General features: G+C 67.3%; 18 protein-coding genes. 11 read left to right on the top strand and 7 right to left on the bottom strand.

From position 1 onward, the window contains the following. The first annotated feature begins 302 nt into the window (after positions 1–302). The 9 genes from J4030_RS10265 to J4030_RS10225 all read left to right on the top strand — a co-directional run bounded on the left by J4030_RS10265 (position 303) and on the right by J4030_RS10225 (position 8295). Positions 303–518, top strand: coding sequence for a Flp family type IVb pilin (locus tag J4030_RS10265; RefSeq protein WP_208049139.1), 216 nt, complete (start codon positions 303–305; stop codon positions 516–518). A gap of 136 nt (positions 519–654) precedes the next feature. Continuing rightward, positions 655–1014 (top strand): TadE/TadG family type IV pilus assembly protein, encoded by a 360-nt coding sequence (locus J4030_RS10260; protein ID WP_307864648.1) that lies wholly within the window; start codon positions 655–657, stop codon positions 1012–1014. Beyond that, entirely contained in the window at positions 1002–1949 is a 948-nt protein-coding gene (locus tag J4030_RS10255) for a pilus assembly protein TadG-related protein (RefSeq protein ID WP_208049137.1), read from the top strand. The genes J4030_RS10260 and J4030_RS10255 overlap by 13 nt, the downstream gene beginning before the upstream one ends. Positions 1950–2137: 188 nt before the next feature. Beyond that, on the top strand, positions 2138–2698 hold the full coding sequence (locus J4030_RS10250; protein WP_307864647.1) for an RcpC/CpaB family pilus assembly protein: 561 nt from the start codon (positions 2138–2140) through the stop codon (positions 2696–2698). Further along, positions 2695–4170: an AAA family ATPase gene (locus tag J4030_RS10245; protein WP_208049135.1), complete on the top strand. Its 1476-nt coding sequence runs from the start codon at positions 2695–2697 to the stop codon at positions 4168–4170. The genes J4030_RS10250 and J4030_RS10245 overlap by 4 nt, the downstream gene beginning before the upstream one ends. Next, positions 4167–5693 carry a CpaF family protein gene (locus J4030_RS10240; RefSeq protein ID WP_208049134.1) on the top strand — a complete coding sequence of 509 codons (1527 nt, stop codon included), beginning with the start codon at positions 4167–4169 and terminating at the stop codon, positions 5691–5693. Before J4030_RS10245 ends, J4030_RS10240 begins: the two co-directional genes overlap by 4 nt. Then, positions 5690–6643: a type II secretion system F family protein gene (locus J4030_RS10235; RefSeq protein ID WP_208049133.1), complete on the top strand. Its 954-nt coding sequence runs from the start codon at positions 5690–5692 to the stop codon at positions 6641–6643. Before J4030_RS10240 ends, J4030_RS10235 begins: the two co-directional genes overlap by 4 nt. Before the next feature lie 39 nt (positions 6644–6682). Beyond that, a complete protein-coding gene (locus J4030_RS10230) occupies positions 6683–7582 on the top strand; it encodes a type II secretion system F family protein (protein ID WP_208049132.1) in 900 nt (299 codons plus the stop codon). Between the two features lie 29 nt (positions 7583–7611). Beyond that, positions 7612–8295 carry an A24 family peptidase gene (locus tag J4030_RS10225; protein WP_208049131.1) on the top strand — a complete coding sequence of 228 codons (684 nt, stop codon included), beginning with the start codon at positions 7612–7614 and terminating at the stop codon, positions 8293–8295. A gap of 64 nt (positions 8296–8359) precedes the next feature. Here J4030_RS10225 and J4030_RS10220 read toward each other — a convergent pair whose 3' ends face one another. Together J4030_RS10220 and J4030_RS18270 are read right to left on the bottom strand one after the other, a co-directional pair. Next, positions 8360–8776, bottom strand: coding sequence for a CBS domain-containing protein (locus J4030_RS10220; protein WP_208049130.1), 417 nt, complete (start codon positions 8774–8776; stop codon positions 8360–8362). Continuing rightward, positions 8773–9747 (bottom strand): sigma-70 family RNA polymerase sigma factor, encoded by a 975-nt coding sequence (locus J4030_RS18270; RefSeq protein ID WP_208049129.1) that lies wholly within the window; start codon positions 9745–9747, stop codon positions 8773–8775. The genes J4030_RS10220 and J4030_RS18270 overlap by 4 nt, the downstream gene beginning before the upstream one ends. A gap of 475 nt (positions 9748–10222) precedes the next feature. Between J4030_RS18270 and J4030_RS10210 the strand changes: the two genes are divergently transcribed. Further along, a complete protein-coding gene (locus J4030_RS10210) occupies positions 10223–10945 on the top strand; it encodes a GAF and ANTAR domain-containing protein (protein WP_208049128.1) in 723 nt (240 codons plus the stop codon). A 14-nt stretch (positions 10946–10959) separates the two neighbouring features. Beyond that, positions 10960–11682 (top strand): GAF and ANTAR domain-containing protein, encoded by a 723-nt coding sequence (locus J4030_RS10205; RefSeq protein WP_208049127.1) that lies wholly within the window; start codon positions 10960–10962, stop codon positions 11680–11682. A 50-nt stretch (positions 11683–11732) separates the two neighbouring features. On the opposite strand, the gene J4030_RS10200 is transcribed toward J4030_RS10205, so the two are convergent. The 5 genes from J4030_RS10200 to fdh all read right to left on the bottom strand — a co-directional run bounded on the left by J4030_RS10200 (position 11733) and on the right by fdh (position 18349). After that, the gene (locus J4030_RS10200; protein WP_208049126.1) at positions 11733–12101 is read right to left on the bottom strand and encodes a hypothetical protein; all 369 of its coding nucleotides are present in this window, start codon (positions 12099–12101) and stop codon (positions 11733–11735) included. 124 nt (positions 12102–12225) lie between these two features. Then, on the bottom strand, positions 12226–12852 hold the full coding sequence (locus tag J4030_RS10195) for a GAF and ANTAR domain-containing protein (RefSeq protein ID WP_208049125.1): 627 nt from the start codon (positions 12850–12852) through the stop codon (positions 12226–12228). 510 nt (positions 12853–13362) lie between these two features. Then, positions 13363–14286 (bottom strand): NrfD/PsrC family molybdoenzyme membrane anchor subunit, encoded by a 924-nt coding sequence (gene nrfD / locus J4030_RS10190; protein ID WP_208049124.1) that lies wholly within the window; start codon positions 14284–14286, stop codon positions 13363–13365. Further along, positions 14283–15089 (bottom strand): 4Fe-4S dicluster domain-containing protein, encoded by an 807-nt coding sequence (locus J4030_RS10185; RefSeq protein WP_208049123.1) that lies wholly within the window; start codon positions 15087–15089, stop codon positions 14283–14285. The genes nrfD and J4030_RS10185 overlap by 4 nt, the downstream gene beginning before the upstream one ends. Beyond that, positions 15086–18349, bottom strand: coding sequence for a formate dehydrogenase (fdh, locus tag J4030_RS10180; RefSeq protein ID WP_208049122.1), 3264 nt, complete (start codon positions 18347–18349; stop codon positions 15086–15088). The genes J4030_RS10185 and fdh overlap by 4 nt, the downstream gene beginning before the upstream one ends. Between the last annotated feature and the right edge of the window lie 668 nt (positions 18350–19017).

Below are 19017 nucleotides of genomic sequence, written 5' to 3'. Positions count from 1 at the left end.
CAACGGCTGTTTCGCTCATCTCGCGTCGACCCTCGGTCATGCGTAGTGCGCGAGTATCATGACTGAAAGTAGTTGTGAGACAGTCTTTTTCGATGAATTGAGTACTGCGTCGACTTGGACGGTTCATCTTTTACAATCTATCTCGTACCGTCAGATGTGCACGGTTACCGCAAAGATGCCTGAACGTGAACCTTGCGCAAGCCGCAAACTTATGGTTCGCTTCCGCCAACGCGGATTCTCTCGAGTCGGCGCCCACACGAAAGATCCGGCGACGACCGGTTCACAACTTAGGGAGACCCGAAATGAACGCTGTTGCCGCGTACTTCTTCACCACCCTGGTCGGTCTTCAGGACCGCCTGCAGACCCGCAAGGAGCGCGGTGCGACGGCGGTGGAGTACGGCCTGCTGGTCGGCCTCATCGCGGTCGTCATCATCGTGGCGGTCACGGCTCTGGGCAGCCAGCTCAAGGTCCTGTTCAACGACATCGTCAAGAGTCTCGGTGGAACCCCCGCTCCCTGACGCGTTGGAGCGGTCAGCAGTCAATGGGTGACTCAGGCGCCGCGGTCCTTCGGGGCCGCGGCGCCTGGCGCGTAACCGAGGAGGGGTGCAGATGAGTGGACGAGGCCGCCGATGGCGCGACCGCGGCGCTGCAGCGGTGGAGTTCGCTCTGGTCGCGCCCCTTCTGATCCTGCTGGTGATGGGGATCGTCGAGTTCGGCCGCGCCTACGGGGCGCAGACCACGTTGTCCGGCGCAGCTCGGGAAAGCGTGCGCGTGATGGCGCTGAGCAATGATCCGGTGGCTGCCCGCACCACCGCGAAGAACGTGGCGTCGTCATCGTCGATCACTCTGTCGGACGCGCAGATCGTGATCTCACCGGCGAGTTGCGCGACCAGCGGTACCGCGTCGCCGGTGACGGCCACGGTCACTATCACCTACCCGATCCAGTTCCTGACGAGCCTGTTCGGGACCGGGGTCACGCTGACCGGCAAGGGGAGTATGCGATGCAACGGCTGAAGCAGGAGCGGGGAGCGGTCTCGGTCATCGTGGCGCTGCTCATGGTTCCTCTGCTGGGATTCGCGGCGTTCTCCGTCGACATCGCATCCTTGTGGTCCGAGCAGCAGCAGCTGCAGACCGGCGCGGACGCTGCCGCCCTGGCCGTTGCCCAGGACTGCGCGCGCAACAACTGTCAGACGCCCTCGCAGACGGTGCAGACGATGGCTGCGGCCAATGTCAACGATGGCCTCGCGACGGCCACGGTGACGCCCGGGCTCACCCCGGCCACCGGTCAAGTGACGGTGTCGAATGTCGGCGTCCGTCACCATCACTTCGCCGAGGTGCTCGGGCTGTCGCAGACCACGATCACCGCGGCAGCCACGGCGGCTTGGGGGTCTCCCACCGGCGGGACGGCGGTACTGCCGCTCGCTTTCTCGATCTGCGAGTGGAACGCCCAGACCGGAGGCGGCATGCCGTCCGGCACCACGGACAGGTTGATCTTCTTCACGAAGTCCTCCGGCACCAGCTGCACGGGCCCGTCGCACAACGCCGTCCCAGGCGGGTTCGCCTGGGTCAATCCGGACTCCGGGACCTGCAACGCCACCAGTGCCATCAACGCGACGCTGTGGTCCTCGACGGGAGCGTCGGTGCCGAGCGGATGCAGCGCAACGAGCATGTCGTTGCAGCAGAACCAGGTGGTGCTGCTACCGATCTTCGATCAGACGGCAGACTCCGGTGCCAACTCCTCGTACCACATCTACGGCTACGCCGCCTTCCGCCTGACCGGGTACAACTTCCCCTCTAAGGCGTTCACCTTCAACGCCAGCGGCTGCACCAAACCGAGCGTCAACTGCATCAAGGGTTACTTCCTGCAGTTCGTGGACATGAACTCCGTCTTCCACTACGGCAGCGGGGCGCCGAATCTCGGCGCCGCCGTCGTCAAACTGACCAAGTAGGAAGAGGACACCTCCTCGTGAGACGTCGCGTCGTCGCTGCTGTAGCGGCCGTCCTGCTGGCCCTGGTGGGGGCCGTTCTGCTGTTGTCATACGTCTCCGGCGCCGACCGAAGAGCCGCCGCAGGCACGCAGACCACACCGGTCCTCGTCGCCACCGCGGCGATCCCCAAGGGCACGTCCGCTGCGAAGGTGCGCGACCTGACGGCCCTGAGGTCACTTCAGCGGACGGCGGTACCCACCGGCACGCTGTCCAGCCTCGCCCAGGTGAGCGGTCAGGTCACCACGGCCGACATTCAACCGGGTGAGCAACTGTTCGCGGGTAACTTCACGGATCCGAAATCGCTCCTCGCCCCCGGCCAGGTCGCGGTCCCCAACGGGATGCAGCAGGTCTCGGTGATGCTGGAGTCACAGCGGGTGCTCGGTGGCCACCTCAGCGCGGGCGGCACGGTGGGGTTGTTCATCTCGGTGAAGCAGCCGACGGAGCAGACCCACCTCACCTTGCAGAAGGTGCTCGTCACCGCTGTCCAAGGCGCGGCGCCCACCGCCACGCCCACGACCGGCGGTTCGTCCACGGCGCCGGCTCAACCGGTGTTCACGGGCAACGTCATGGTGACACTCGCCCTCACGGCCCCGGACGCGGAAAAGGTCGTATTCGCAGCCGAATACGGCACCATCTGGCTCTCGCTCGAACCTGCGAGCGCGAAGGAAGGCGGCACTCGCATCGTGAACCCGGGGAATGTGTACAAATGAGCGACATCGTGCTGGCTACCGCCTCAGCCGACTTCGAAGAGCGGGTGCGCCGGGCCACTGGAGGCATGGCCCGCTGCCTGCCACCGGGCCCGCTCCCGGTCGATCCGGCCCACCTGTTCCTGCAACTCGGCGACGGCCCGCGACCGGAGGTCGTCGTGCTCGACGACGCGGCCGGCGCTCCCGGCCAGGCATTGGCACTGGCGGATCTGTTCCAGCGACAGTGCCCCGACATCGCCGTCGTGGTGGTCAGCGACGCAGGCGATGCGATCGCTCTGCCGGCCATGCGCGCCGGCGTGCGCGACGTCCTCGATCCCGCCGCGGAGGAGCCGCACATCCGCTGGGTGCTCGAACGTGCCGGCCAGTTGGCGCGTCATACCCAGGCGTTCGCTGCCGCCGGTCCCTCTGCGCCGGGTGCCGAGGAGGGCCGTCGTGGCGGACGGGTGATCGGCGTCGTGTCCCCGAAGGGCGGTGTCGGCAAGACGACAGTCGCGACGAACCTCGCGATCGGGCTGGCGCAGAAGACGTCGCTGCCGACCGTCCTGGTGGATCTGGACGTCCAGTTCGGGGACGTGGCCAGCGCGTTGAACCTGGACCCGGAGCACTCCCTGATCGAGACCGTCCATGGGCCCGCCACCCGCGACACGATGGTGCTGAAGACCTTCCTGACGCAGCATGCGAGTGGCCTGTACGTGATCTGCGGGCCGCCGACGCCGGCTGCCGCCGATAACGTCACCGGTCAGGACGTGAGCCGGCTGTTGGAGATGCTGGCTTCGGAGTTCGCCTGGGTGGTGGTGGACACTGCTCCCGGCTTGTCCGAGCACACCCTGGCAGCACTGGACCGCAGCACCGACCTCGTCCTGATGACCGGCATGGACGTGCCCGGCGTCCGAGGCCTGCGCAAGGAATTGGACATTCTCGGGGAGCTCGGGATGATCCCTGACCGCCATCAGGTGGTGCTCAACTTCGCCGATCGTCACAGCGGCCTGTCGACCGCCGATGTCGAAGCCACGATCGGCACCGGCGTGGATCTGGTCCTCCCCCGATCCAAAGCGGTCCCGACCTCTGTGAACCAGGGCATCCCGTTGCTGCAGAGCGGCGTACGGGATCCGATGACGAAGCAGTTGCGGCGACTGGTCGAGCAGTTCACCGCCTCGGCTGCCCCGACCGCGGACCGCGGCCGGGTGCCGATCAAGGCTCCGGCGGCACCTCGACCCGAGCCGGTTCTGGCTGTACCTCGATCCGAGCCGGTTCTGGCTGTACCTCGATCCGAGCCGGTTCTCGTGACACCTCGACCCGAGCCGGTTCTCGCAGCACCTCGACCCGAGGCAGCCCTGGCGGTACCTCGACCCGAGCCGGTTCTCGCGGCACCTCGATCCGAGGCGGCTTTGTCCACGCCGAAGAGACGCGCGCCGAGGATCACGTCAGAAAGCGGCCGCCACCGGGCCAGGGCACGGCCGCGGTGGGCGCGATGAGCCTGTCCGAACGGCTCGACGCTGCCCGCGCGCAGAACGCCGTCCCGGGTGGTCGACCGGCGCCCGAGGGCAACCGGCAGGTTCCGGCTGCCACCGCACCGTCGGCGTCCCCGGCGGCCGTGACACAGGTCGAGGGGGCGGGCCCCCTCGAGCGAAGCATGGCGCAGTCGCGCACGCCGAACCTCAAGGTGAAGTCGACACTCGCACCCGCGCAAGCCGGTGCGCTACCGGCGATCGACGCGCTGGCGCAGCTGAAGGACCGCGCGAACACCACCCTGTTCGAACGGATGGGGGCGCGGCTCAACGACCCCAACCTCACCCAGGACCAGCTCCACGCGCTCGTCCACTCGGAACTCAACCGGGTGGTGGATGAGGAGAAGGTCCCGCTCACCAAGGACGAGCGGCGTCGACTCGTCGACGAGCTGCAGAACGACGCCACCGGACACGGCCCGTTGCAGCGACTACTGGACGACCCGACGATCACCGAGATCATGGTGAACGGTCCGGACAATGTGTACGTCGAGCAGGCTGGGAAACTGACGCGCAGCAGCGCGCACTTCGCCTCTGAGGAGCAGCTGCGCAGGATCATCGAGCGGATCGTCTCCCGGGTCGGGCGCCGCATCGACGAGTCGTCGCCGTTGGTGGACGCCCGGCTTGCCGACGGCTCTCGGGTGAATGCGGTGATCCCGCCCTTGGCGTTCAGCGGCTCGTCGCTGACGATCCGAAAGTTCTCCAAGGACCCTTTCAAGGTCGCCGACCTCGTCGGCTTCGGGACGCTGTCGCCGGAGATGGCCGAGTTGCTGCATGCCTGCGTCGAGGCGAAGCTGAACATCATCGTCTCGGGCGGTACCGGCACCGGTAAGACCACGTTGCTGAACGTGCTCTCGTCCTTCATCCCCGAGGGCGATCGAATCGTCACCATCGAGGACGCGGTCGAGCTGCAGTTGCAGCAGGAGCACGTGGTCCGGCTGGAGAGCCGTCCGCCCAACATCGAGGGCAAGGGCGAGATCAGTATCCGTGACCTGGTGCGCAACTCCCTGCGTATGAGGCCCGACCGGATCGTGGTCGGCGAGGTGCGTGGCGGGGAGAGTCTGGACATGTTGCAGGCGATGAACACCGGCCACGACGGGTCGCTGTCCACCGTGCACGCCAACTCGCCGCGCGACGCGATCGCGCGCCTGGAGACCCTGGTGCTCATGGCCGGCATGGACCTCCCGCTGCGGGCGATCCGTGAGCAGATCGCCTCCGCCGTCGACGTCATCGTCCAGTTGACCCGCCTGCGGGACGGGACCCGTCGGGTCACCGCGGTCACGGAGGTGCAGGGCATGGAGGGTCAGACCGTCACCCTGCAGGACGCCTTCCTGTTCGACTACGCCGCAGGCGTCGACGCGAGCGGTCGTTTCCTCGGCAAGCCTGTGCCGACCGGGGTCCGGCCGCGCTTCACCGACCGCTTCACCGAGCTGGGTATCACGATCTCCCCGCGCGTATTCGGTGTCCCAATCACGACGCAGCGCGCGCGATGAGTTCACCTCTGGCGTCGGGCACGGTCACCTTCGGTGTGGCGGCGTGCACCGTCGCCCTGCTGATCGGGCTGTACCTCGTGTTGGCGCCGTGGCCCGTACGCCTGCCGCGGGAGCGCCGACGTCCCGGCGCGGATGCCGGTCCCAGCGCCCTGACCAGCGCCACCGAGGTCGCCACGGGGCTCATCGATAACGTCCTGCGTCGGCGTGGCGGCGGCAATGCCGTCGCGGCGGCTCTGGAACGCGCAGGGCTGAGAGTCGGCGTCCAGGACTTCATCCTGCTGGTATGTGCCGCGGCGTTGGCCGCGGCTGCTGCCGGGTTCCTGCTGCTCGGACCGCTGCTCGGGATCGGCATGGCTTTGTTGGTGGCGTTGATGGCGAAGGTCGGGCTGGCGGTCCTCGCCGGACGCCGGCAGAGCAAGTTCGCTGACCAGCTCGACGACTCCCTTCAACTGCTGGCCAGCAGCCTGCGCGCAGGGCACAGTCTGCTGCAGGCGCTGGATTCTGTGTCGCGCGAGGCGGACGAGCCGACGGCGGGGGAGTTCTCCCGCATTATCAACGAGACACGCATGGGCCGTGACCTGGGCCTCGCACTGGACGAAACCGGTGCTCGTCTGCAGAGCGAGGACTTCCTCTGGGTGACGCAGGCGATCGCGATCAACCGGGAGGTGGGCGGCAACCTCGCCGAGGTGCTCGACGGCGTCGGTCACACCATCCGTGAGCGCAACCAGATCCGCCGGCAGGTCAAGGCGCTCAGCGCCGAGGGCAAATTGTCCGCGATCGTGCTCATGGCTCTGCCGTTCGGGATTCTGGCGTTTCTCGCTTTGTCGAATCCCGCGTACATCGCCAAATTCACCCAGAGCCCGATCGGCTACGGCCTCATGGGCGTCGCTGGAGTGCTGTTGATCGTCGGAGCCTTGTGGCTGCGCAAGGTGGTCAGCTTCAAGTTCTGAGTTGACGCACCCCCGCCCGCTCCACGAAAGGAATATCCCGTGTCGCCCACGGTCATCGTCGGCATCGCTGCCTGCAGTCTGTCACTCGGGTTGCTGTGCTGGGTTCTGCTTGCTCGTCCCGACCCCGCGCGCCAACGCGCCGTGTCCAACCTGGCGCGAGGCTTCACTGACGCTGAGGGCGGCGTTGCTGAAGGATTCGCCACTTCAGCGGCTCCTCTCCAGGCAAGTGACCTTCTCCGACGTTTGACGCCCCCCGGTTCGATCCGTCGGCTCGAACGGCTGCTGGCCCGGGCCGGCCGACCGCCCGCGTGGCCCATGGAGCGACTGCTGGGCGCGAAGCTCCTCCTCGGACCCATCACTGCGACCCTGGCTGTCCTCTACACGAGTTCGAACTCGGGCACGCTGCCGGTGATGATCGCAATAGCGTGCACGGTCGTGGCGTACTTCCTCCCCGAACTCCTGCTGCACAGCAAAGGGGAGGAGCGGTCCAAGACGATCGCCCTCGAACTGGCCGACACCCTCGACCAGATGACCATCGCCGTCGAAGCCGGTCTCGGCTTCGACTCGGCCATGGCCAGGGCGGCGGGCAATGGCAAGGGACCGCTCGGGCAGGAGCTGGTCCGCACCCTGCAGGACATTCAGGTGGGCATGTCCCGCATGGAAGCCTACGAAGCACTGGCCGAGCGTGCCGCCGTGCCGGATCTCCGCAAATTCATCCGCGCCATCATCCAGGCCGACAAGTACGGCGTCGCCATCGCCGACGTGCTGCGGACCCAGGCCGCCGAGATGCGCATGAAACGACGACAGCGCGCCGAGGAGAAGGCGATGCAGATCCCTGTCAAAGTGATCTTCCCGCTGATGCTGTGCATCCTGCCCGTGCTGTTCATCGTGCTGCTCGGCCCTGCGGTCATGGACATCATGAAAGCCTTCAGCCACTGATCCTGGATGAACCGCTCGAAGAGAGAGTGATGTCGGGTTTGTCGTTGGTCACGTGGTCAAGTACTGCTGTCGTCTTCGTCTTCGTTGTGGGGGTAGCGGTGGGTGCGGTGCTGCGCGCATGGTTGCGGCCCGGCGCGTACCGCTTGCCGACCGAACGTGACCTGCCCGCCCGCCGTACCTGGTGGATCATTCCCGCGACCGGCGCGGTGGGCGCGCTGCTGTGGGCAGCCGTATCGCCTCACCAGCCGGTGCTGATCAGCGCTGTCTTCGTCATTGCCGGCTGGGTCATGATCGTGCTGGGTTTCATCGACCTCGACGTGCACCGCCTGCCGGACGCCATTCAGCTGCCCAGCTATCCCATCCTGTTGCTGCTGCTCGCGGTTGGCGCGACCACGGGCGGGAATTGGGGTGCGTTCACGCGCGCGATCGTCGCCGCAGTGGTCCTCTTCATCTTCTACTTCGTCCTGCTGCTGTTGCCCTCGGGATACGGCTTCGGCGACGTGAAACTCGCCGGCCTGCTGGGCATGCTGCTCGGCTGGTTGGGGTGGTCGCCAGTCATCCACGCAGCGTTCGCTGCCTTCCTCATCGGTGGCCTCGTGGCGGCGGCGTTGATGTTGACCCGACAGAAGGATCGACGAGCCGAATTCGCCTACGGCCCAAGCATGTTGGCGGGCGCGGTTCTTGCTATTGCATGGTCCGCGCTGTCGAGCTAGGCACGCCGGACGGTACGGCGGCCCGGCGTGCCGTGCGCACTGTGAGCCCCGTCCGACCGTTGCGTCAGTCGGTGGACAGCGCCTCGACGAGGTCGCCCGTTTGCGGGTGGGGGAGTGCCCGCGCGAGATCGGCGTACGAGACGATCCCGATGACCATGCCCCCCTCGACCACCGGCAGACGTCGCACTCGGCAGGTGATCATGGTGAACATCGCGTCGCTGACGTCGTCGTCCGCCGCAATGGCCACCACAGGTCCGTCCATGAGGGCGTCCACCCTGGTGGTCGCCGGGGGGCGCCCAGCACCCAGAATCTTCACGACGATGTCCCGGTCGGTGATGAAACCCCGCAGCCGGCCCTGGTTGTCGCAGATGGGCAGCGCGCCGACGCCCGATCGGGTCATGGCCTCTGCCGCTTGGGTGACCGTGTCGTGCGGTCGCAGCCACTCGACGTTGACGGTCATGGCGTCTCGAGCTGTGGTCACTGCGTGCCTCCGGCAGTTGTTGGGTTGTGGTCGAAAGGAATTGGACCGCTGTGCGCCGGATCCGCGCCGGCTCCGCGAGTGAGCGGGACATCATCGAGATCGCGGGCATCGACGGTCAGGGACACCCGCAGTCGGGCGAAGATCGACGTCAACACTCTGGAGACCTGCATCTGGCTGATCCCCAGACGGTCGCCGATCTGACGCTGTGACAGGTCTTCGTCGAAGCGAAGATGCAGCATCAGGCGGTCACGGGGTGTGAGCAGTCGGAAGCTCTGCTGCAGGGCGACGCGAGTGAGCACCCTGTCAGCAGGGTTGGGCAATTCGTCGTCGTGGTCGCGGTCGACCGGTGGGTCGCCGTGGTCGTTCAGCAGGGCGTCGAGCGAGGCGGCGGCATACGACAAACCCGCCTTCTGCGCTTCGCACACCTGCTCCGGGGTGATCCCGAGCGATTGCGAGATGTCGTGCACGGTGGGGCTGTTGTGCTGGGACTGGGTGAGGTCCGCGGTCGCCTGACCCACTTGGAGGTAGGTGTCGTGCACGGTCCGCGGCGGTCGGACCCCCCATCCGTGATCACGCAGGTGCCGTTTGAGCTCTCCGCTGATGGTGATGACGGCGTACGCGGTGAACGGGCGCCCTCTGTGCGGGTCGTACCGATTCGCGGCGAGCACCAATGCGAGACCTGCGACCTGCTGCAGGTCGTCCAGGTCGATCCCGCGACCGGTGTAGCGGTGAGCCATCCCGTGGGCGAGAGCCAGATTCAGCTCGACCGCGCGATCACGAAGCTGCGAGGCGGCAGTGGGATCGACCGCCAGAGATGCTCGCCGCAGGAGAGCGGAGGTGGTGGATTCACGGCCCTGCGGGCCCGAGTCGGCGTCGGCGTGACCGATCAGGGTGTCGTTCCCTGTCGCCCAGCATTCCGCACCCGGCCGTGGGTGCGACCGTCGCACCACGCTGATTGCGTCAGTCGACACAGGAACGCGGGTGGCTGGGCCGGGTCGGCACGTCGGCGGAGCCCGGTTCCGATCGGTGTAGGGGCACCGTCGATCGGTGCCTGACCGGTGCCGGGAACAAGCCGCCAGCGGGCGGCGACTGGGTGGAATGCGCCATCTCAGAGCACCTCCTGATTCCGGGTCCGCAAGTGCCGTCGCCGACGATGCGACGGAAGCGAGCGGGGACCACAACATGTGTTGAGAAGTGGCCGGGAAACAGGAAACCCCGGTTCGAAGCACTTCCCTGAGGGACGTACCACCGGGGTCTGAGGTGGGGCGCCAGCCATGAGCAGCGCTACGTACATTTTGCAACGTTCGGGGCCGGTGTCAAGGGATGACCGGGAGTCGGTCGCAGGGCCGTGCGGTGTAGGTTTGGAGTGTCCCAAAAGCGACTGCCCCCAGACCCCGGCGTCGGATTCACCTGATGGATGATTCCTTCCCCGAGCGAGGTGCAGGCATGAACACCGCACAAGAGATCCTGCGCGAACTCGAGTCAGCGGATCTGGGCAACAGATCGCTCCTGCAAGCACTGTGCGATATGTGCCACGAGGCTCTGCCGGTCACCGGCGTCGGTATCGGGCTGATGAGCTTTCGGGGATCCGAAGGGCTCGTCGCCGCGACCGACGAGGTCGCCGCGCTGCTGGAGGAACTTCAGTTCAGCCTGGGCGAGGGCCCCTGCCAGGAAGCGTCGGCCCTCAACAGACCCGTCTTGCACCCCCGGTTCCGGGAGTCAGGCCCACGTCGCTGGCCGGGTCTCGCGACCCCTGCTCTGCAGGCCGGCATCGAAGCTGTCTTCGCTTTCCCGTTCAACGACGGGGAGCCCGTGGGAGTCATGGACCTCTACCGCGACACCCCGGGGGATCTCACACCAGACGACGTAGCGCACGCAATGGAATTCGCTACTGCAGCCTGCCGCATCCTGCTGCTCCTGCAAGACGAGGTCCAAGTCGAGGGCGTCCTGCATCCCGACCTGCTCGACCCGCACCACGATCGTGCTCAGGTGCACCAAGCGACCGGAATGATCTCCGTACAGGCGGCCGTAGGTCTCCCTGAAGCCCTGCTGCTGCTCCGTGCGCATGCATTCGCCGATGAGCGTTCTGTCGCGGCGATCGCGGCAGATGTGGTCGGGCGGAAGCTCACCTTCGCACCAGAATCCGACAGCTCGGACAACCATCGGTGAGGAATGAGTCGCCTATGCCCACTCAACGACGCCTCGTCGAGGTGTTCATCGAACTGGCTGACACGTTGGTCGACGCATTCGACCCCATCGATCTCATGCACACTCTGGCACGTCGCACCGTCGAGTTGCTCGACGCCGATGCAGCCGGTCTGATGCTCGTTGACCGGGACGGACAGCTCCAGCTGCTCGCGGCGTCCTCGGAAGAGACTCGCGTCCTGGAGTTGTTCGAGTTGCAACAGGATGAGGGCCCGTGCCTTGATGCATTCCGGCTGGGGGAGCCCGTCATCAACGTCGACCAAGCAGCCGCCGAGCGCCGGTGGCCCACGTTCGCCGCCGCCGTGCGAGCAGGCAACTACACCACCGTCCATGCCGTCCCCATGCGCCTGCGAGATCGCGTGATCGGCGCGATGAACCTGTTCCAGACCGGCCCGGGGGGATTGTCCGAGGACAATGCGCACCTGGCCCAGGGTTTGGCCGACATCGCGACCATCGCATTACTGCAGGAACGCATTATCCAGCACCATCAAGGCCTCAGCGGACAACTTCAGCGGGCTCTCGAAAGCCGCGTCGTGATCGAGCAGGCCAAGGGGATCCTGGCCGAGCGCCACGGCGTTTCCCTCACTCAAGCGTTCGACGCCGTCCGCGCCCACGCCCGACGGACCCGGCAGCCCCTGGCCAAGGTCGCAGCCGAGGCCATCGACGGCACCCTCGAGGACATCGCGTGGGGCACACCCTGACGCGGTATCGATGACGACGCGGCGCCGTCGTACCGGGCAGGTGCGACCGGTCAGCGACCGGCACCTCGCGGTCCGCGCAGCGCGGCCACCAAAGCCGCCTCGCGCAGCACCAAGGCACGAAACCGCGGATTCAACTCACCGTCGTCGGTGGTGATGCTGGCGCTCGGCACCTGGCGAATCTCACGTTCCACCTGAGCCAATCGCAGCATCAACTCCGGCACGTCGAGTTGAGCCAGATCGACTGCGGGCGCATCGACGGGCGATGGCACGCCGACGACGCGATGCGGGCCCGCTTCGAGGGGAATGTTCATACCTGGACCTCCGTGCAGCAGCAAACCGGACAACGCCAGTTGTGTCCCGCCAAGGTCCAGGGCGGCATATTCGTTGCAGTGAACAATAGCCGAGCCCTGGCGTTTCACCAGTGTGTGTTGTGCTGAACGGATTATTGGGAACGGCGGGGCAAAGGGCAGGATTATTGCTCGCCGTCACGAGGTCCGCACCAAATGGCCGCTTCGCTCACCCGCCTGTGGCGACGACGTGCCCTCAGTGGTGAGCCGTGCCGGCCAGGGGGGTGGTGCCCGGCAGCTCACGGGTCTGCACGAGATCCTGCGCCACCTGGACGAGCTTGCGATTGGCATCTTGGGAAGACCGGCGCAAGAACGCGAACGCCTCCTCGGCCCCGATTCCGTAACGCTCCATCAGAATGCCCTCGGCCTGACCGATGATCGTGCGGCTGACCATCCCCCTGCCACGGTTCTCGATCTCCAGCCCGTCGGCGACCGCGACGGATAAGTGTGCGGCGAGCGTCTCGGCCACAGCGAAGTCGTCCGAAGTGAACTCATTACCCCGAGTGGCATAGAGGTTCAACGCGCCGGACGAACCGTGATGGCTGAAAAGCAACAGCGACAACAAGCTGCTGACCTGCAGCTCATCAGTGACTTTCTTCGCCCATCGGGGCCACCGTTCGTCCCGGGCCAGGTCCGGCACGAAGACGGTGCGACTCTCCAAGTGGGCGACGGCCACGCAGGGCCCTTCGCGCAGCTCATGCTGAATGGCGTCCGCCCGGGCGCCGACGTGATCGCTGCTCGCACCGGACGTGATCTTCTCACCATCGACCAGGGTCAGCCCGGCGTGGTCGCACCCTTCCAGCAGAGACACCGCCAGATTCACCCCCGCCTGCATCCGTCGACCCGGATCCAGGGACTGACGCAGGCCCTGCGGCAGGTCCGACACCAGCTCGTAGCGCTGCCGTTCGTGAGAACTGCTTTCAGACATCTCGTGACCAGCTTCTGTAGTAACTCAGGGGCCCGTGCGTGCGGCAACTTGCCGGATGTAACACGGATCTTGATGAGACGCTACGAGCGGGCTGTTCATCGCGCGCTCACATCGGCCGTCGGCGCACCGGACCGGACCGGTACGCCGTCACCGCTGACGATGCGTCGCGCAAGGGAAACGCCCATGTCATGACCTCTCGGCAGCGGTTGCTGAATACGTCAGCTCCGGCCACCGAGGTCTGGGGCAGCAGATCCAATGCAAGCAGCCTAACCGGTCCGCGCTTCGACAAACCGGTCGGCGGAGGATGGCCCGGCTTTGAGGGCCATGATCTGAGGCGACGACCTACGCGGACGTCGCAGCTCAGGTGCTCACTCGTCGTTCGACGTCGACGCCGCGGGCTGCGCGCTAGGCGACAGGTGCCTGCGAGCGCATGGCTTCACGCTGTGGCTGCACGACGTACTTGGGATCGATGGTCGACTCCCGTCCCGCCTCGAAGATGCCGAACCGCAGGCAGACCGATCCAGCGGCGAGCGCCAGCCCGCCGACCGCGGCGGCCGCCCGGTACCGGCCCCCCAACGCACCCAGCACCAGCGCGCCGCCGCCGGTGAGGCCCTTGGCCGACGTCATCAGCGTGCGCGCCCGACCCTCGTGCAGTGTCTCCATGGACAGGTGCCCGCTGCGTTCCATCGCCGTGGTCGCCACGAGCTCCGCCGCGGCGGCGGCCACGGCCAGCCGACGGGCCGGCGCGGACTGGGCAAGCGGCGTGAGTGCGCTCGCCACCCCGCCCGCGCTGGCCGCCGCGGACCCTGCGAAGACGAAGGGCAGGTGACGGTGCGCGTCATGCCAGGTCGGCACCGCGGTGTCGCCGATGAGCACGGCGGTGTAGGTCGCGACGCCCGCGCCCAGCACCGCAGCGCCACGGCCGGCGGTCGGCGCGACTCGCCGCAGCACCGGGAGAGGCACCAGCTCGGCGCCGGCTGCCAGCCCGACGAGCGGCGCGTACGCCGACAGCAGCCACGAGCCCATGCTCATCGGCGACGTCGGTTTGGCGACGCGCAACATGTTCACGAAACGGGCCGGACGCCCCAGGTCGTGGACCAGCGCGACGAACGACACCCCGATGGCGCCGAGAGCCGTCAGCCTGGTCGCTCGGGCCAGCGCGGAACGGCCGGTCAGCTCGGCACCTGCCGCGAGCGCGGACGAAGCACCGGCGAGTCCTCCGGCGAAGAGGTAGCCGGCGATATCCAACGGTGCCCAGGTGGGTGGCTTGAGGATCGGCCTGCCGTAGTAGGACGTGAACTCCTCCTGCGGGCCGCGCCGGGGACTCATCCGCGGTCCGTGAGGTACGCCGCCGCCACGCCGGCCAGCAGGGTCGCCGCGGCCGCACCGGCTCGGCGCCACATGGCGCCCACGTCGCGGGTGGTGACCACCGGGTCCGGCGGCAAGCCGTAGACCTCCGGCTCGTCGAGCAGCAGGAAGAACGCGCCGGCACCGCCGACTCCGTCGTCCGGGCTCTCGCCGTACAGCCGGGCCTTGTCCTGCCCGGCGGCGTGCAGTTCCTCGACCCGGGCCTGCGCACGACCCCGCAACTCGTCGAGGTCGCCGAACTGGATGGACTGGGTCGGGCACGCCTGGGCGCACGCCGGTTCCGATCCGACCTTCAGCCGGTCGTAGCACATCGTGCACTTGAAGACGCGCCCGTCATCCTCGCGCTGGGCGATGACGCCGTACGGGCACGCGGACACGCAGTACCCGCAGCCGTTGCAGATGTCCTGTTGGACGACGACCGTGCCGAACTCGGTGCGGAAGAGCGACCCGGTCGGGCACACGTCGAGGCACGCGGAGTGCGTGCAGTGCTTGCACACGTCGGAGGACATCAGCCACCGCACGCCCTCGGCCGACCCGGTCTCCGTGGGGGTCTGCACCTGCTGCTCGATGAACGCGACGTGCCGCCAGGAGTCGGCCGACAGCTCCGAGGTGTTGTCGAACGACTCACCCGTCAGATCCAGCGCGCCCTTGGCGGGGACGACGTTCCACTCCTTGCACGCGACCTCGCAGGCCTTGCAGCCGATACACACGCTGGTGTCGGTGAAGAAGCCGACGCGCGGCATCCCGAGCTCGACGGCGCTCATGACATCACCCCGTGCTCGACACCGGTGTGCTCGTCGATGCCGGCACGACGGCGGTACTCCTGTACGAACTTCGGCAGGTCCGCGCCGCGTGGCCGGCGTCCGGGCCGGATGTCCACGGTCAGCGCCTTCACCTCCTGGATGTGCGCGTTGGGGTCCATCGCGATCGAGCTCAGGTTGTTCATCGCATCTCCGGTCGTGAGGCCGTTGCCACCCCAGTGGTAAGGCATGCCGATCTGGTGCAGTTGGGTGCCGGCCACCGTCAGTGGGCGCATCCGGTGGGTCACGAGCACCCGCACCTCGATCGCGCTGCGGGCCGAGACGACGGTCGCCCAGCCGCCGTTGTGCAGCCCGCGCTTCTCCGCGAGCTGAGGTGACACCTCGGCGAACATCGCCGGCTGCAGCTCGGCCAGCCGGGACAGCCACCGGGTCATTCCGCCGGCGGTGAAGTGCTCGGTGAGGCGGTAGGTCGTGAGCACGAACGGGAACACGTCGGCGCCCGGGTCCTTGCCGCTCGGGTGGTAGCGGTTGCCCTTACGGATCACCAGCATCCGCACCGGACTCTGACGCTGGTCCGGGTAGATGGCGTTCTCGAACGGCGACTCCTGCGGTTCGTAGTGCGTCGGCAGCGGCCCGTCGACCAGCCCCGCGGGCGCGTACAGCCACCCCTTGCCGTCCGACTGCATGATGAACGGATCGATCCCGGACAACGCGTCGACGCCCGTCGCGTCCTCGTCCGGCCGGTACGACGGCGGCTTGTCCGGCTGCATGTCGGGGACGTCGTCACCGACCCAGCGTCCCTTCTCCTCGTCCCACCAGACGAGCTTCTTGCGCTCGCTCCACGGCCGTCCCTCGGGATCGGCCGAGGCCCGGTTGTAGAGGGCGCGCCGGTTCGCCGGCCAGGCCCAGCCCCACTCCAGGCCCGCCGGTCCCTGCTCGGTGTGCGGGCGGCGGCGGGCCGTCTGGTTGACCCCGTCGGCGCGGCACCCGGCGTAGATCCAGCACCCGCACGAGGTCGACCCGTCGGGCTTCAGCTCGGTGTACGCCGACAGCGGCTTGCCGTCCGCGTCCGTCCCGTTGATCTCGGCGAGGACCGCCTCGGCGCTCGGCTCGCGCTGCGGGCCCTCCAGCGGGTAGTCCCAGGTCAGGTCGAGCACCGGCCGGTCCCGCTCGTCGGTGGAGCCCGCGAGCTGCTCGCGGATCATTTGTCCGAGGTGCCACGCGAACCACAGGTCGCTGCGCCGGTCGTCCGCGGGCTCGATCGCCGCCTGGTGCCACTGCAGCAGCCGGTTGGTGTTGGTGAAGGTGCCGCTCTTCTCGGTGTGAGCGGCTGCCGGGAAGAAGAAGACCTCGGTGCCGATCTGCTCGGTGCTCATCTCACCGGTGGCGATCTCCGGCCCGTCCTTCCACCAGGTGGCACTCTCGATGAGGGAGAAGTCGCGCACTACCAGCCAGTCCAGCTTGGCCATCCCCTGCCGCTGCAGGCCGGCGTTCGCTGACCCGACCGCGGGGTTCTCTCCCATCAGGAAGTAGCCCTTGCACCGCCCGGCCAGCTGCTCCTGCACGGTGTCGTACGTGCTGTGGCTGCCGGTGATCCGCGGCAGGTAGTCGAAGCAGAAGTCGTTCGCGTCGGTGGCGGCATCGCCCCACCAGGCCTTGAGCAGACTGACCATGTAGGAGCGCATGTTCGACCAAAAACCGACCTCGCCCTCATCGGCCGTGATGAAGTCCTCGAGGGTCTCGTGGCGGTGCGCGTGCGGGGTCGGGATGTAGCCCGGCAGCAGGTCGAAGAGCGTCGGGATGTCGCTGGAACCTTGGATGCTGGCGTGCCCGCGCAACGCCATCACCCCGCCACCCGGGCGGCCGATGTTGCCGAGCAGCAGCTGCAGGATGCTGGCGGTGCGGATGTACTGGGTCCCCACGGTGTGCTGGGTCCACCCCACGGCGTACGCGAACGCGGACGTGCGCTCGCGGCCGGAGTTGGCAATCAACGCGTCGGCCACCTGGTGGAAGAGCTCAGGCGGGACACCGCACACCTCGTGGACCATCTCCGGGGTGTAGCGCGCGTAGTGCCGTCGCAGCACCTGGAAGACGCATCGCGGGTCCTGCAGGGTCTCGTCCCGGTGCCACTTGCCGCGCAGCGACGGCCCTCCGGAGCCGAACGAGTGCGAGTGCCCCGACTCGTCGGTGCTGGAGCCCTCCTGCACCTTCTCGCTGTACCCGCTGTCCCGGGCGCCGGACGCCGCCGCGACCTGCACCCCGTCGTACTGCCAGGAGGACGGGTCGTAGATGCTGCCGTCGCGGTCGAGACCGGAGAAGACCCCGTCGAGGTCCTCGGTGTCCTGGAAGTCCTCGGTGAGGATCGTCGCGGCGTTGGTGTAGTTGAGGACGTACTCGTGGAAGTAGGAGTCGGTGCTCAGCACATGGTTGATCAGGCCGCCCAGCCATGCGATGTCGGTGCCTGCCCGGATGGGTACGTAGAGGTCGGCCAGCGCGCTGGTGCGCGAGAACCGCGGGTCGATGTGGATGATCTTGGCGCCGCGCGCCTTCGCCTCCATCACCCATTGGAATCCCACCGGGTGGGCCTCGGCGAAGTTGGAGCCCTCGATCACGATGCAGTCGGAGTTCGCCAAATCCTGCAGGTATGTCGTGGAGCCACCGCGCCCGAACGACGTACCCAGCGCAGCCACGGTCGAGCTGTGGCAGACCCGCGCCTGGTTCTCGACCTGCACCACCCCGAGGGAGGTGAGCAGCTTCTTGATGAGGTAGTTCTCCTCGTTGTCCAAGGTGGCACCGCCCAGGCTGGCGAGCCCCATCGTGCGTCGCGTCTTGCGGCCCTCGTCGTCCTCGTCCTGCCAGCCGTCGGACCGTGCGCTCAGGACCCGCTCGACGACCATCCGCATCGCCTCGTCCAGGTCGAGACGCTCCCAGTCGGTGGCGTACGGGCGCCGGTAGAGCACGTGCCGTTCGCGCGCGTCACCCGTCGTGAGCTCCAGGGTCGCGGAACCCTTGGGACACAACCGCCCCCGGCTGATGGGGGAGTCCTTGTCGCCCTCGATCTGGACGACCTCGTCGTCCTTGACGTAGACCTTCTGGGCGCACCCCACCGCGCAGAACGGGCAGATCGACCCCACCACCTTGTCGGCGGTCGCAGTCCGCGCGGTCAGCTCCTCGGTGGCCTTCGACGTGGCCGCGTGGTGCCTGCCGCTCGGGTCACCGGAGGTGATCTGGCGCAGGACGGGCCAACGCAGCGGTGTCACCATGGGTTTGCTCTCCGATCACCTGGGCCACCGCCGTGTCGGCGTCGAAACTCCGGCCGCCGACATCGTCGCACCCGGGTGCCCTTCACCGCAGGAGTGCGATCCCCGGCGGGGGTCTCTGCGTGCTTCTCGATCGTGCGGGTTCCTCGTTTCGGGCGTCGCTGGGTCGTCCACGCAACCGCACACGGCGTCGATCGGTCACGAGTTCGCCAAGGATCTGCCCGGGTTTGCCTAGGTTCGGCTGGGTTTCTCCGGGTCTGCTCTGGCTTGCATAGAGCGAGCCCGGAACGGGTAGCTCCCGCGCGTTCGGACACACGATCTCGGAACTTCCAATCCTGGACGGCGTTGTTTCCGAATCCATTCACGTGGCCCGCAACGACTGTCGAAAGGAATCGCGCATGCATGACTCGTTCGCGCGATGGGTCGTCGACACGTCCGGCGTGGTCACGGCGAATGCCGGGTTGCGTCATCAGGCGCGTCCGGCTTCTGGAATTTCGGCTTCGTCGTCATCTGCTGTTTGGGGTGGGTGAGGGCGGGGGTCGAAGTAAGCGGTGATCGTGCCGCGACCCTGTTGAAAGCTCCCTGGGGGTTTCGACGGCTTTGGGAAAGACCGAATGGTTCCACAGTGAATGCCTCGAATGGGCGATGTCATCCCGGCATCGATCGAGCAT

Source organism: Allobranchiibius sp. CTAmp26, from assembly GCF_017565405.1.
Taxonomy (GTDB): domain Bacteria; phylum Actinomycetota; class Actinomycetes; order Actinomycetales; family Dermatophilaceae; genus Allobranchiibius.
This window is presented reverse-complemented; position numbering and strand designations above follow the sequence as displayed.